The organism is Aquibium microcysteis, assembly GCF_014495845.1.
GTDB lineage: Bacteria > Pseudomonadota > Alphaproteobacteria > Rhizobiales > Rhizobiaceae > Aquibium > Aquibium microcysteis.
Map to the genome: position 1 here is coordinate 3817849 of NZ_CP061080.1, position 14083 is coordinate 3831931.

Genomic DNA, 14083 nt, shown 5'->3' on the forward strand with positions numbered 1-14083 from the left:
TATTTCTGCGTTCCGGTTCGGCTGTCAAGAGGCATTCGCACCGCAAGGGTTCGGAACCTCAATTTATATAAAGTCTGTATGTAAAAACGCGTCGATGGCCGCGAGGAAGGCGTCGAGGTTGTCCCAGGGAATCATGTGTCCTGCGTCGACGCCGATGGCCAGGCCGAGCGGCAGCGTCCGTGCGATCCAGGCCGCGTCCTCGGCTCTGACGACCTTCGCCCGGGTGGCGTAGACGAGCAGCGTGGGACAGGCGATCCGCGGAACGTCGCCGTGGAAGTCCTCCTCGTGGAAGTTCCGGTGACTGGCGATGATGGCTTCCGTGCTGCAGGTCGGCAGCCATTGCAGCCGCAGCGCGACCTGCTCGTCGGTCCAGGTCGGGGTGAAGGCACGGAACTCCTCGACCGTGGCCCCGCGCGAGGCCGCATCGCGGGCGTCGAGGTAGGACGAAAGAGGCGTGGGGTAAGGTTCGCGCCCAGGACCGGACAGCGGCGGATCGGCGAGCACGAGCCGGGACACGACTTCGGGCGCGGTAACGGCCAGGCGCGCGCCGATCCGCGCCCCCATCGAATGACCGATCACGACGGGCGCCGCCAGGCCGGTCGCCTCGATGAGGCCGCGCGCATCGGCGGCGTAGTCGTCGAGACCGTAGCGGAGGCCGGGACCGTTTTCCGAAAGCCCTCGGCCGCGAATGTCGGGGACGATGACGCGGCGATCGGCAGCGAGACGCTCCGCGACGAAGGCCCAGGTTGCTGCGGGGCTGGTGATCCCGGGGAGCAGCAGGATCGGCTGCAGCGTCCCCCGCGGATTGAAGTCGAGATAGTGTAGTCGGATCCCGTTCGACAGGCAGTGAGCGCCACGCATCTCAACCATTCGCTGCTCCTCGCATCACTGAGACCGGATCGGGCCGACGGGCGGTCAGCCGCCCCTTCAGTTGAGGACGCCGCCGCCGTCCACGTAGATCTGCTGCGCCGTGATGAAACTGCCCTCGTCGCTGGCCAGCAGCGTGACGATCCCTTCGAGATCGCGGGGCTGGCCGACACGGTGGATGAACTTGGTCAGCGCACGGCTCTCCATCTGCTCGCGGCTGAAGGCGCCGGTGTCGACCTGTCCGGGATTGACCATGTTGACGTTGATGCCGTCCTTGCCGAGTTCCTTGGCAGCACAGCGCATCAGGCCGGTCAGCGCCGACTTGGACGCGGTATAGTGCGGGATGTGGGCCAGCGCCTCGCCGATGGCCGCGGAGCCGATGAAGACGATGTGGCCGGACTTGCGGGCGATCATGTGCGGCGCCACAGCCGAAGCGCAGTTGAAGGCCCCCTCGGTGTTGACCTTGAAGGTGTTGCTCCACTCGGCATTGGAGAGCTGCCAGAAGGGCCCGCGCGTCAGGTTCTTCCAGACGCCGGCATTGCTGACGAGAACGTCGATGCGTCCATACGTGTCGATCACGGCGGCGACCATGGCTTCGACGGAGGCGCGGTCGGCGACGTCGACCTCCACCGCCATGCAGCGCGCGGACGGATCGTCGGCGCGTATGCCCGCGGTCGCCGTCGCGAGATCGTCCGCCGACAGGTCGGCCAGGGCCACGGCAGCACCCAGTTTCGAGAAATGCGTCGCGAGGGAAAGCCCGATGCCCCGCGCAGCGCCCGTTACGAGTACGACCTTTTCGGAAAAATTCGTCATGACATCCCTTCGACCGGTGGCCCGCTGCCCCGCGCGTGACGTGTCGTTCGCCCGGGCGCCCCGTCGGCGGTATCGTCCGGGCGCCCGAGGATTGATGGGGTGCGCGGCAGATGCGCCGCGCGTGCCTAGCCGGCGCGCTGCGTTCCGCCGCCTGCCATGCCGATGATCGTGTCCTCGGAGATGCCCTGCGGCCGGATCTCGAACACGTCGGTGACCGAGGTGTAGTCGAGATAGCCCATACGGGCGAGCGGACGCGCCTTCAGCACGTCGAACCGGCCTTCCGGCGTGATGTAGTCGTCGTCGATGTGGATGCCGACGACCTGTCCGATGACGACGGAATTGAACAGCCCCGGGATGCGGTTCGCGAGGACGAGCGTCTGGTAGTGCCTGCACTCGAGGCTGACCGGACTTTCCTTGACCCTCGGCGGCCTGACCAGTCTCGATTCGACCGGCGTGAGCCCCGTCGCAGCGAGCTCGTCGACCGCCGGATCCATGATCATGCTCGTTTCGACGATCGCCTCGCGCTGATCATAGGTGGCCATGTTGAACACGAACTCGCCCGTGGTCTCCGCGTTGGTGACGCTGTCCGGGCGCGTTCCGCTCGCGCGGTTCTGTGCCGAGAACATGACGTAGGGAGGGTCCCAGCCCAGGATGTTGCTCTGGCTGAACGGCGCGAGGTTGACGATGCCGTCGGCGCTGACGGTGGATATCCAGGCGATCGGCCGCGGCACGACAAGGGACTTGAATGGATTGAACGGCAATCCATGGTCGTTTTTTTCCGGCTGGTAGAACATCAACAGACTCGCGGGTTGGAAAAACTCGGAAACATCTCGATCGGACGGATCAGGCGATGACCGCCTTGACCTCGTGGAACTCCTCGAAGCCGAACAATCCGACCTCGCGCCCGTTGCCGGACTGCTTGTAGCCGCCGAACGGGGCTTCGAATTCGTAGTTGGGCGTCACGTCCTGTGGCCGGTCGTTGAGATAGATTCGACCAGCCCTGATGCGCCTGCCGACAGCATCCGCTTCTTCCATGCTGTCTGCGGATACGAAGCCCGCCAGGCCGTACTCGGTGTCGTTGGCGATTTCGATGGCGTGTTCCACGTCGCGGTACGGCATGATGGCCAGCACCGGTCCGAAGATCTCTTCCCGCGCGATCCGCATGTCGGGCGTCACGTCCGCGAAGATCGTCGGCCGGACGAAATAGCCCTTGTTCATGCCGGCTGGCCGGCCCTCGCCGCCGACGACCAGCCGCGCACCCTCGTCGATGCCCGCCCGGATGAAGCCCTGGACCCGCTCGAACTGCCGGGCGTTGACCACGGGACCGTGCGTGGTTTCCTCCCGCCGGGGATCGCCGACGACCAGCGCCGACGCGGCCATCCTGACGAGTTCGACGACCCGTTCCATGTCGCTCTCGGGCACCAGCATGCGCGACGGAGCGATGCAGGACTGCCCGCTGTTGGTGAAGGCGCGAACCATGCCGTATGGAACCGACCCGTCGATGTGGCTGCCGGGCAGCATGATGTTGGCTGATTTCCCGCCGAGTTCCTGATGGACCCGCTTGACCGTCCCGGCAGCGTCGCGGGCCACCGCGATGCCGGCTGCGGTCGAGCCGGTGAACGACACCATGTCTATTCCGGGATGCTTGGAGATGGCACTGCCCACCGTGGGACCGTCGCCGTTGACGAGGTTGAACACGCCCCGCGGCACTCCTGCCTCGTGCAGCACTTCGGCCAGGATGATGGGACTGAGCGGCGCGTACTCGCTCGGCTTGACGACCATGGTGCAGCCCGCCCCGATGGCGCTGCCGAGCTTGGCCGTAATCTGGTTGATCGGCCAGTTCCATGGCGTGATGAACCCGCATACCCCGATCGGTTCGCGCAGGATGCGCGTCTTTCCGAGCATGTACTCGAACTTGAAATCCTTCAGGACCGCGATTGCCTCCCGGAGGTGCCCCAGCGTCGCGGGGGTCTGCAGGCCGCGGGAGAAACCGATGGGCGAGCCCATCTCCGTCGTGATCGCCCAGGCGATGTCGTCGAACCGACGCTCGTACTCGACGATGATCCGCTCCAGCAGTTCGATACGCTGCCCCACGCTCCAGGTGGAGAAGGTCTCGAACGCCGTGCGCGCCGCCCTGACCGCACGGTCGACATCCTCGGCGCTGCCCATGCTCGTCTGCGCGACCACTTCCTCGGTGGCGGGATTGACGACGTCGAACGGGACGGCGTTCGAAGGCGCGACCCACCGTCCGTCGATGTAGAAGTTCAATGCGTTTTCCATCCGTACCTCCGCGCGTTCGCGCCTAGACTTGCCGGACGCCATGACGGCGTCGGGAATTGAATGATGACCGGTTCCGGCACCGGCCCGCGGACGCGCCGCGCACTAGAGATCCAGCACCAGGCGCGGCGTTTTCGAACGCCCGCAGCAGACCATCATGATGCGGGCTTCAGCCTTCTCCTCATCGGTCAGGATCGTATCGCGATGATCCGGCACGCCTTCGAGAACGGCCGTCTCGCAGCTTCCGCAGTAACCTTCCTGGCACGAGAAGGGCACCGGCACCCCGGCATCGAGCAGAACGTCCCCCAGCCTGCGGTCCGCCGGAACGTCGAGGCTCAGGCCCGACCGCCGCAGCTCCACCGTGAACGCCGCGTCCCCAGCCAGACCCGCCGCCGGGACGGCATCCTCCGCCGCGCCGAAGCGCTCGACATGAAGCACCCGTGACCTGCCATGGCGCTCGGCCGCGGCTTCCAGCGCGCCGAGCATGCCGGCCGGCCCGCAGCCGTAGACCATCTCGCCCTCCCCGACGCCGGCGAGCAGCGCGTCCAGATCGGGTCGGCCGGACAGGTCTTCCGGCAGCAGCTGGACCTCGCCGCCCATGCGCTGGCCGATCTCGCCGAGAAACGCCATCGTCGCCTGCGTACGGCCGCCGTAGACGAGACGCCACGCTGCGCCGGCCGCCTCCGCCGCGAGGATCATCGGCAGTATCGGCGTGATGCCGATGCCGCCGGCGACGAACAGGTAACGGTCGGCCGGAACGAGTTCGAAATGGTTGCGCGGCCCCCGGACGGTGACCACGGTGCCCTCCCTGGCGATGTCGTGGAGCTCGGCGGAGCCGCCGCGGCCGGCGGGCTCGCGCAGGATCGCCACCCGATACCGGCTGCGATCCGCAGGGTTTCCGCAGAGCGAATACTGGCGGATCCTGCCCGAAGGCAGGATCACGTCCACATGAGCCCCGGGCGTCCATGACGGCAGGATCCCGCGATCCGCGCGGCGCAGTTCGAGGACGACGACATCCGACGTCTCGAAGGTGACGCGCTCGATGCTGAGAACCTGGTCCCTCGGATCATTCATGACGGCGGCTCCAGGTACGGCATCGCGCGGCGCGTCGGTCGACACCGACGATTGCAGCAGCGTCAGTTCCATGCGCTTGCCTCACGCCCTGACCGGGGGCGTCCATTCGGCCATGAGGTGATTGATGGTCGTGACGGTGAGGGTCGGCAGGTAGTCGAGCTTCTGGCCGGGCACCGCGCGGATGTCGGGAATCCTCCGGAGCAGCTCCTCGAAAGCGACGCGCGCCTCCAGGCGGGCCAGGGGATTGCCGAGACAGGAGTGACGTCCGTGACCGAAGGCGAGATGCTTGTCGCTGTTGGGACGGTGGATGTCCCATGCCTGGGCGTTCGGAAAATGGCTTTCGTCGAGACCGCCGCCGATGAAGAGCAGCCACACGAGCGAACCCTGCGGTATCGAGACGCCGCCGAACTCGACATCCCTGGTCGTGACGCGAAACAATCCGGGCGACGTCCCGCGGCGCCGCAGCGTCTCCTCGATGGCCTTGGGCAGAAGCGCCTTGTCGGCGCGGATCTGCGCATCCTGCTCCGGATGCTCGCCCATGTAGACGAGCATGTGGGCCATGAGATTGGCGGTCGTGTCGTTCCCCGCCGCGATGAGTTCGTGCAGCTTGCGCACGACACCGTGCTGCGTCATGGCCAGGCTGCCCGCCTGATCCTTCGCCTGCAGCATGACGCTCGCAAGATCGCCAACGGGACACCGGGCGCGCTCGGCGACGAAGTTCTCGAGGAAACCCTGCCCCTCGGCCAGCCGGGTCCAGCGCTCCCGCCGCTCGTCCTCGCCCATCGGCTTGCTGACGGCGTCCTTCGCCTTCGGCGTGAGCACCGAGAACAGGTCCTCCGTCCACAGGCGGTAGTCTTCGGCGCGCTCCGGCGGCATTCCGATGAGCCCGATGATGACGTTGAGCGACAGCGGGTAGCAGAACTCCTGCATCAGGTCGCAGCGACCCTTGTCGATGAACGCATCGATCAGGGTATTGGCGATGCGACGGATGTTCTCTTCCTGCTTCTGCAGTTCCCGCGGCAGGAACTGGCGTGCGATCGCGGTCCGGCTGCGCGTGTGTTCGGGTCCGTCCTGGGAGATGAAGTGATCCGCCAGGAAGGTGTCGGGGATCTTCGGCTTGATGTCGTCCGGCGGCGGGACGAATCCCGTGGCGTCCGACGAGAAGGTCTCGGCGTCGCGCGCCGCACGGCAGATGTCGTCGTACTTCGTGATCACCCACATGCGGAGCGGCTCGTAGTAGAAGACCGGCGCTGTCTCGTGAGCGCGCTTTATGGTGGCGGCAGGATCGCTGAGGAAGTCCTGACCGAAGGGATCGAAACCCTCGAGAACGGGAAAGGAAGCTGCGTTTGTCGACATGTCGGGATACCCCTTCTCCACCTTTGGCACCTCAGCAAGGCGACGAAGTCGCCGGACCGGACCCGTAATTTATATACATTCTGTATGCTCCCTGGGGTTCGGTCCCTTGTCAATCGCCGATCGCGAAAGGACGTTGGACCGGCCTGCGGTGACCCGGGCGGTCTCCCGCCTCCGCCCCCGCACCCGCCGGCGACCTTCCAGAGGTCGCCGGCAGTCTCAGCCCTGGGAGGCCTGTCTTTCGCGTCGCCGCCGCTCCACGTCCTCGATGGTCAGGGGAACGCCGCCTGTGGCCCAGAGACCGCTCGCGACCTCCGTCACCGTCACGAGCACGTTGTTCCGGATGCCGTCGCCCGACACGCGCACGAACGCCTCCGTGATGTCGCGGATGAGTGCCGTCTGCTGATCGCGCGTGAAGGCGCCGGCCAGATGCTGGACTTGCACGAGTGGCATTGTGATCTCCCTGTGCCTGCAGCCGCGGGACTTTCGCCCCCGTCGGCATGGTGAACGACGTCAGCGGCCCGGTACCCGCATTTCGGCGGGCAGTATCTCGCCGTCCCTGAGGATCTGCCGGCCATCGAGGAAGAGCGAACAGTTCTTCAGAGGGATGTCGAGGTGACATTCGGTGTTGTTGGTTCCGCCGAGCTCCGTGTTCGGTCCCGTCGAGAACAGAACGTTGCCGTAGTAGCAGCGACCATCGACGCCGAGGCTCTGCGAAGCGTCGGGGCTCGTGGCGAGGAACGTCCAGCGCGCGTTCTCGTCCAGCCCCCACCCGATGTGCGATACGGCATAGGCCTTCGGATCGCGGAATCCCGCCATGAAGTCACGCATGATGGCGCCTTCGGCGCCGCCGCCGGCGATTTCGGTGATGTAACCCTTCCTGATCGTCAGGACGATCGGCTCCGATACGTAGCGCAGGATCGGATCGAGAAGCAGATCGCCGGCATCGATGACGACGGTGCCGTCGACGCCGTCCTCGTCGCCGCCGGTCCACACGAACGACCCGGCCCAGGCATCCCATCGTCCGGGCTCGTCCGTGTAGCCGTACTGGCTCACCGTCCTGAGCTTGCCGATCTTGTAGGTGACGTCCGTGCCGCCGGGCGATGTCACCCGCAGCTCCCGGGACCCTGCGATGAGACGGTGGGCCGCCTCGACGCGCGTCCGGGACTCCGGCGAGGGCCGGAGCCGCGAGAGGACGCTCATCGGTTCGAGGACCAGGAGCATGCGCGGCCCACCCTCCGTGATCTGGTCCTGCTCCTTCGACCAGAGCAGTCCGATGAGGTCGATGACCAGGTCGGTGTTCTTCAGGGCCTCGATGGCGGCCGGCCTGCCGCGCAGCGAGTTTCCGGGCCCGAAGAAGCTACCCGGCCGCTTCGGGATATTGACGTGCAGCACATGCGCCCCGAGGTCCTCGGCTGCGGCGCTGAAAGCCATCGCGTAATCCCTGCGGATCAGATCTTCCGACAGGATGCCGACGCGCTCGCCCGGCTTCACCTTGCAGAGTTCCAGTTCCATCCGGAACAGATCGAACATGTCCTTGTCGACGCTCATTGCCTTCCCCTGTTGGCGATCGTTGGCGCGCGAGGCTTCAACCTCGCGCTCGAGATCCTGGACCTAGTCGTGGGCGAACAGCTTGCCGGCGGCGGGATCGCCGGCCGGAAGGTCGAAGAGCCCGTCGGGCAGGCCGTTGATGTAGCTGATGGTCTCGGGGCTGGAGACGACGTCTGCATACTTCGCGTTCATGTCGCACAGGTTGATCGCGTGGGATGCCTGCGAGCGGTCGGCGCAGCCGTCCTGGACGACCGCCACCCGGTAGTTGTAGCTGAAGGCATCCACGACGCTGGCGCGGACGCAACCGGACGTCGTCGTGCCGGTCACCAGCAGACTGTCGCACCGCAGGTGCACCAGATAGTCGAGGAGCGGCGTCCCGTGGAAGGCGCTCGGCTTCTGCTTGCCGATCACCAGATCCCTCGGTCCGGGCGCGATCTCGGGGACGATGATGTTGGAGCGCAGCGTCGCCGGCGACTTGCCGAGATAATCGCGGTTCACGCGGCTGTTCTTGTAGGCCCACGCGCCCTGGTCCCAGGCATCCGCCCGCCGCAGTCCGGAGGTGTAGATGACCGGGATGCCCTTCGGGCGAGCGGCATCCAGCAGCTGCCTGATCACGCCAACCGCAGCCCAGCCCTCCTCGCCGCAGGAATTCATCCAGCGCTTCACCGACTCCAGGATGGGCTCCGGCCGGTCGCCGACGAAGCCGTAGTTGACGTCGATGATGAGGAGCGCGGGACGGCTGCCGAAGCCGCCCTTCGCACCGTAGCCGGAAGCGTCGAAGACCTGCTTGTCGCGCTCCGTCAGGAAGGCGTTCCAGATCGGCTCGCCGGCAGACTTGTCAGACATCTCTGTACCTCTTTTGGTTGTCAACCGACCGGCCGGGCCCAGCGCCGGACGATCGGCCGGCGAGTTTTCGCCGGTCTTTTCTTCGGGTGCATCGGCGGACGGAATGGCCGGAACGGCAAGTCTTCGTCTAAGGGCCGACACCGGTCGCGCCCGCCGTGTTCACCAGATTTCATATACATTCTGTATATTTTTTCAGGCCTGTCAAGCGCGCCGGAACGCCCTATTTTACGGCGATTGAGGATGCCTACGAAGCGCGCTTTTGCCTAACTCTTGTATGCATTTTTTGAACAGTGCGGCTGGATCGTGTTGCCGGGCGGAGTCCGGGATGGTAGGTAAACCGGGCAAATGTCTTCCGGAGGCAGAACCGAACAGGATGCCTTGCCGGCCAATAAGGGATCGTGGATGCAGGACTATCAGCCGCCCCTCACCACTTCGCGTGAAGACTTCCTCAAGGACGGCACCGACCAGCTTTTCAGGGAAGCGATCTATACTTGGGTCCTGAGCGCGGACCGCCTGCTCAAGTGCAGGAGCGCGTTCGCCCGGATCCTGGGTCTGACGTCGTCCCAGTTTGCGGTCCTCATGGGCGTGGCTTCCCAGCAGCACAGCGATGGCGTCACGATCAAGGACCTCGCCGAGCACGTGGCGCTCGCCTCCACGCACGTGACGACCGAGATCGGCCGGCTCGAGGCGAAAGGCCTCCTCGTGAAGAGGAGCAACGCCAGCGACCGGCGCAGCGTTCTGGTCTCGCTGACGGCCAAGGGACGGGCGGAGATCGAGCGGATCACGCCCGTGGTCAGCGAAGTCAACGACATCCTCTTCCGCGGGGTCAAGCTGAACCGGCTGGTCAACGCCCACGTCTTCGCAAGGCAGGTGGTCGGCAACTCGCAGGAAGCGATGTCGTTCGTCCGCAGGACCGCGAATGCTTCGGCCCGGAAGGCCGCCCGCCCGGTTCAGGACGCTGAAGCCGGCCAGACCCAGCCGGGCTGAGCGACGCTCCGCCCGGCGGCACGCGGCGGCGGGGGGCGACGTGCCGATCCGTCGCTCCGGGCCACTCACCAGGCGTGGAGCCACATGTCGTCCCGCGAGACGTGCTCGTGTTCCATTCGAGGCGCGAGATGGCGGTACGCCCCGCCGAAGAACAGCAGCGGCTCGACGCTGCGGCCGGCTTCCGCGGCAACGACCCGGCCGAGGATGATGAGATGGTCGCCGCCATCGTAGCGGGCATAGGTCTCGCATTCGAACCACATCAGCGCCCCCTCGATCAGGGGAGCGTCGACGCATGACGCGGGGCGCGTGCCCACCCCGCTCCACTTGTCTCCGAGGCTCCGCGCGAACTGCGTCGAAAGATGAGACTGGGTACGGGACAGGACGCTCACGGCGAAGCCCGGCGCAGTCTCCCAGGCAGCCATCGCCCGGGCGTTGCGGGCGATGCAGAAGGAGACGAGCGGCGGCGCGAGGGATACCGAGTTGAACGAACTGACGGTCGCCCCGATGCGCTCGCCGCCGACGTCGGTCGTCACGATGACGATGCCGGTCGTGAAACGACCGAAGGCATCACGCAGCTGCCGCGTGTCGTCGATATCGATTTCCGTACCCATGGACCGCCCGCCGCCTGTTTGGCTTTTCGGTTTCGCTGATGAGGTCATGGCGTTTCAGGCGATGTCGAGGGCGCCGTCGACGAGGGCCTTTGCGCGCTTCATGTCGTAGTTGCGGAACATGTTCTGCTTCACGATGAAGGAGGCGCCGCCGTAGAACTTCTCGTACTGCTGGTGGCGGTTTCCGAACTCCGAGCCGATGAAGTCCCAGGCCAGCCGCATGAGCTTGATGCGGTCGCGGGCCGAGCCGGTGCCGGACGCCATGTAGCGTTCGATGTCGGGCGCGGTGAGCGGGCTGTCGAGGTCCTTCTGCGAGGAGGGCAGGCTGATCATGGCGGCGCCCGTGAGTTCGCGCACGATCTCGATCATGCGCGGGTTGATCTCGGACTGCAGCGCCATGACCGCGTAGAGCGCCTGCCGGCTGGGCCACAGCACGCCGTTGGCATCGACGGTGGCGACGGTCTCCTGCGCCTCCAGCATGGTCTCCACGATCGAGATCAGCGCGGCCAGCTCGCCCATCTGCCCCATCACCGGCGGCAGCGCGGCGTTGCCGGTCGTCTCGTTCATCTTCGCCGCCAGCCCGATGAGGAAGCGCAGCTTGGTGGCGTAGCGCGCCTGGGCCTGGAGATTGCCGTAGAGATGCGACGGCGTCTTCCACCACTGGTCGCGGCAGACCTCGAGGTTGCGGTAGATGAACACCTCCTCCCAGGGCACGAACACCTTGTCGAGCACCACGAAGCAGTCGGACTCGTCGAAGCGGCTGCTCAGCGGGTGGTCGAAGACGTTCGACGCCTGCAGCGCGAAGGGGCGGCGCGGATAGAGCTTGAGGCCGGGCGCGTTCATGGGGATGGCGACGCCGATGGCGTAGTTCTCGTCGCCCGGCTGCAGCGGATGGATGCAGGACAGGTAGAGATAGTCGGAATAGAGCCCCGCGGTCGCCAGCTGCTGGGCGCCCGACACGATGATGCCGCCATCGGTCTCCTTGACCACGCCGGCATAGAGTTCCGGATCGGACTGCCGGTGGGCCGGCTTCGAGCGGTCGATCTGCGGCGGCACGATGGCATAGGTGGCCCACAGATGGTTCTCGCGCAGCTTCTCGTGGAAGGACACCACCCGCTCGCCATATTCGGCGCCGCCGGCGGCGAAGACCTCGGGCACGGCCGCGAAGCCGCAGAAGAAGGAGGAGACGTGGTCCGGCGTCCGGCCCATCATGCCGAAGGAGGCCTCCGACCACATCTCGGAGGCGAGGCGCCGGGCGCGCAGGTCGGCATGGGTGCGGGGGATCTGGTAGGCGCGCAGGACGGGCTTGCCGGAACTGGGCGAGGTGAAGGTCATGCGCTCGGCATTGGCCGGATCGGCGGCGATGTCGAACAGCTTCGCCGCCGAGCGGGCGGCCGCCGCGAAGGCGGGATGGGTGGTGACGTCGGCGACGCGCTCGCCGTCGACGAAGACGGCGCGCCCGTCGCGCAGGGAGCGGAGGTATTCTTCGCCGGTGCGCATGGAGGCCGGCGCGGCGGCGGGCGCCTCGGCGGCAACCCTGACGGCGCGGATGTTCGCGTTCATTATCTGCTCCCTGACCTGGTCGGCTGGCCGACATTTAGCTACAACAAGTAGCTTCATGTTGTATATTTCGCAGGACCTGTCAAGATCGCAACTCCAGGCGCGCGGAGTGGTTTTTTCCGGCCCGGCGCAACCGGTCAGGCAGGCCGGGCCGACGCCGGCCGTCGCGGGGGCGTCTCGTCGATCAGCGGCCCTTCGCCGCGCGGGGGCGATATTTACGGGCCCTGACCCTTCAATCGCATAGCTTTCCCCTGTATCTATCCGTCGTGACCGCAGTCACGGTCCCGCTCCCGGTCGGATCGGGTCGAACGGACGGGCGGTGACGCGCACGCGAAGGCAGGCAGAGACATGGCGACATCCACGCCCGAAAAGAAGCGGAGCCGAGCGGCTGGAACGACCGGATCGGCCAGGCAGCCGCGTACCCTCGACAGATCGTTCACGCCGCCGCTGACGGTTTCGCACGCCGATCTCCTGGTCAACGGGAGCGATGACCGCTTTCGCCAGATGATCTATCTCTTCGTCGAGGTCCTCGGTCGCATGAACATGTGCCGGGAGGCGTTCGGCCGTTCGATCGGACTCACCGGTTCGCAGTTCGCGGTCCTGGTCGGGGTCGCCTACAGGCAGGGCGAGCAGGGCGTGACGATCAAGAAGCTCGCCCAGTACATTCATCTCGCACCGACCCACGTGACGACGGAGGTGGGCCGCCTGATTCGCAAGGGACTTCTTTCGAAGTGCGCCGACAGCGACGACCGGCGAAGCGTCCTGGTGAGCCTCACCGCGGAAGGTCAGGACACGGTCAACACCGTCAGCGTGTTCGTCCGCCGCGTGAACGACATTCTCTTCCAGGGCATTGTCGCGGCCGACATCGACAACGCGGAAAGCATGTTCAATCGACTGTCGCGAAACAGCGAGTTCGCCATTGCCGAGCTCAAGGTCGCGGAGCGGGACGAGAAGGGGTGGGGCTGATCCGCGCGATGTCGGAGGGAACGGCCGGGCCGTGACCGTGGGCTGCGCCGGACGGGTCCGGTCATCCGCCCGTCACGCCGGGTCGCATCCTCGCTGATCTCCAGGGGAGGCGTCGAAGCGGGCGTCATGCCGGACGGCGGAAAGGGTCGCGGACGCGTCGCCGCGTCGCGCAGTGGCTGCGAGAGCAGGTCAGATCTTCGTCCGCCGGCCGTTCTCGTCCCGGCCATGGTCGCGTGCGTTCATACAGCCGGTTCGCGGGCGAGGCCCGGGTGTACCACGTCTTCGTAACGCAGGTCCTTTTCGATCAGACCGAGTTCCCGGAGGAATCCGCTCATTCCGGCGATCGAATCCCGCGAGATCGCCGTGTCGTAAAACGGGAGATCGCGTCGGATCAGGTCGGTGATCAGTTCCGCCTCGCCGGGCGGAAAAAGGGCATCGCCGACCTTGCGTGCGAGCCCCACATCCGCGCGCAACGCTGCATGCGTCGCCGCTATGGCGGCGACTATTCCACGCGCCGCCTCGGGCTGTTCCTCGACGAAGGAGGCGCGCGAAGCGATGGACGCCATCGTGAAATGGAAGGATCGCGCAGGTCCGTCACCGCGGCGGGTGTCCAGCACGACCGTACCCACGCCCCGGCGCGTGGCGATCTCGGCCGCCATGCCGTTGGCCCAGAAACCGTCGATCTTCCGCTCCTCGAGCGCCCTCGCGGCGTTGAGGCCGAAGTTCACCGTCTTGCCGGCAGGAGCCGGCACCGGCGCGATCGACACCGCGTCGGCCTCGAGGTCGATGCCCGCCTCCACGAGCGTCCGCCGCAGACCCATCTCCACCCAGGGCGCGGCGCCGATGCGCTTGCCCTTGACGACGGACAGGTCGCCACGAACGGCCTTGAAGTCGGAATGCATCACCAGAAACCAGTACATGCCCTGCGCCTGCGCGCAGAGGAGCCTCACTCCCTCGAAGCCGGGAAACGCGGCGAGCGCGGAATGCGCCGAGCCCGCCACGATGTCGATCGTGCCGTCGCGAAGCGCCTCGTAGCAGCGGTCGACCGGGAAGATCAGCTCCAGTGAGACGTCCAGGCCCTGGGCGCGGAAGAAGCCGAGTTCGATCGCCGCCTCGGCCGGGAAATAGGAGTTGGAAACGAGGTCGGGGACCGCGAGCTTCAGCATTGTGCCTGTCTCCCT

At 66.3% G+C, this 14083-nt stretch carries 14 protein-coding genes; 2 read left to right on the top strand and 12 right to left on the bottom strand.

Annotated features, from left to right (window positions below; genetic code table 11):
- Positions 1 to 63: 63 nt before the first annotated feature.
- The 9 genes from IAI54_RS17760 to IAI54_RS17800 form a co-directional block, all read right to left on the bottom strand.
- On the bottom strand, positions 64 to 870 hold the full coding sequence (locus IAI54_RS17760) for an alpha/beta fold hydrolase (RefSeq protein WP_187968456.1): 807 nt from the start codon (positions 868 to 870) through the stop codon (positions 64 to 66).
- Positions 871 to 927: 57 nt separating this feature from the next.
- Entirely contained in the window at positions 928 to 1680 is a 753-nt protein-coding gene (locus IAI54_RS17765) for an SDR family NAD(P)-dependent oxidoreductase (RefSeq protein ID WP_187968457.1), read from the bottom strand.
- A 125-nt stretch (positions 1681 to 1805) separates the two neighbouring features.
- Positions 1806 to 2474, bottom strand: coding sequence for a flavin reductase family protein (locus tag IAI54_RS17770; protein WP_187968458.1), 669 nt, complete (start codon positions 2472 to 2474; stop codon positions 1806 to 1808).
- Positions 2475 to 2523: 49 nt separating this feature from the next.
- Positions 2524 to 3960 (bottom strand): aldehyde dehydrogenase family protein, encoded by a 1437-nt coding sequence (locus tag IAI54_RS17775; protein WP_187968459.1) that lies wholly within the window; start codon positions 3958 to 3960, stop codon positions 2524 to 2526.
- 102 nt (positions 3961 to 4062) lie between these two features.
- A complete protein-coding gene (locus tag IAI54_RS17780; RefSeq protein WP_210321143.1) occupies positions 4063 to 5103 on the bottom strand; it encodes a PDR/VanB family oxidoreductase in 1041 nt (346 codons plus the stop codon).
- A gap of 9 nt (positions 5104 to 5112) precedes the next feature.
- Positions 5113 to 6387 (bottom strand): cytochrome P450, encoded by a 1275-nt coding sequence (locus tag IAI54_RS17785; protein WP_187968460.1) that lies wholly within the window; start codon positions 6385 to 6387, stop codon positions 5113 to 5115.
- Positions 6388 to 6603: 216 nt separating this feature from the next.
- Entirely contained in the window at positions 6604 to 6837 is a 234-nt protein-coding gene (locus tag IAI54_RS17790) for a tautomerase family protein (RefSeq protein WP_187968461.1), read from the bottom strand.
- A 60-nt stretch (positions 6838 to 6897) separates the two neighbouring features.
- Positions 6898 to 7935 carry a 2,5-dihydroxypyridine 5,6-dioxygenase NicX family protein gene (locus IAI54_RS17795; protein ID WP_187968462.1) on the bottom strand — a complete coding sequence of 346 codons (1038 nt, stop codon included), beginning with the start codon at positions 7933 to 7935 and terminating at the stop codon, positions 6898 to 6900.
- A 63-nt stretch (positions 7936 to 7998) separates the two neighbouring features.
- Entirely contained in the window at positions 7999 to 8781 is a 783-nt protein-coding gene (locus IAI54_RS17800; protein WP_187968463.1) for an isochorismatase family protein, read from the bottom strand.
- A 345-nt stretch (positions 8782 to 9126) separates the two neighbouring features.
- Here IAI54_RS17800 and IAI54_RS17805 point away from each other — a divergent pair, with 345 nt between their 5' ends.
- Positions 9127 to 9768: a MarR family winged helix-turn-helix transcriptional regulator gene (locus IAI54_RS17805; protein WP_187968464.1), complete on the top strand. Its 642-nt coding sequence runs from the start codon at positions 9127 to 9129 to the stop codon at positions 9766 to 9768.
- Positions 9769 to 9833: 65 nt separating this feature from the next.
- On the opposite strand, the gene IAI54_RS17810 is transcribed toward IAI54_RS17805, so the two are convergent.
- Together IAI54_RS17810 and IAI54_RS17815 are read right to left on the bottom strand one after the other, a co-directional pair.
- Positions 9834 to 10379 (bottom strand): flavin reductase family protein, encoded by a 546-nt coding sequence (locus IAI54_RS17810; protein ID WP_187968465.1) that lies wholly within the window; start codon positions 10377 to 10379, stop codon positions 9834 to 9836.
- Positions 10380 to 10433: 54 nt separating this feature from the next.
- Entirely contained in the window at positions 10434 to 11939 is a 1506-nt protein-coding gene (locus IAI54_RS17815; RefSeq protein WP_187968466.1) for a 4-hydroxyphenylacetate 3-hydroxylase family protein, read from the bottom strand.
- 345 nt (positions 11940 to 12284) lie between these two features.
- On the opposite strand from IAI54_RS17815, the gene IAI54_RS17820 reads away from it, so the two are divergent.
- Positions 12285 to 12902 carry a MarR family winged helix-turn-helix transcriptional regulator gene (locus tag IAI54_RS17820; protein WP_187968467.1) on the top strand — a complete coding sequence of 206 codons (618 nt, stop codon included), beginning with the start codon at positions 12285 to 12287 and terminating at the stop codon, positions 12900 to 12902.
- 239 nt (positions 12903 to 13141) lie between these two features.
- On the opposite strand, the gene IAI54_RS17825 is transcribed toward IAI54_RS17820, so the two are convergent.
- A complete protein-coding gene (locus IAI54_RS17825; RefSeq protein ID WP_187968468.1) occupies positions 13142 to 14068 on the bottom strand; it encodes an ABC transporter substrate-binding protein in 927 nt (308 codons plus the stop codon).
- Between the last annotated feature and the right edge of the window lie 15 nt (positions 14069 to 14083).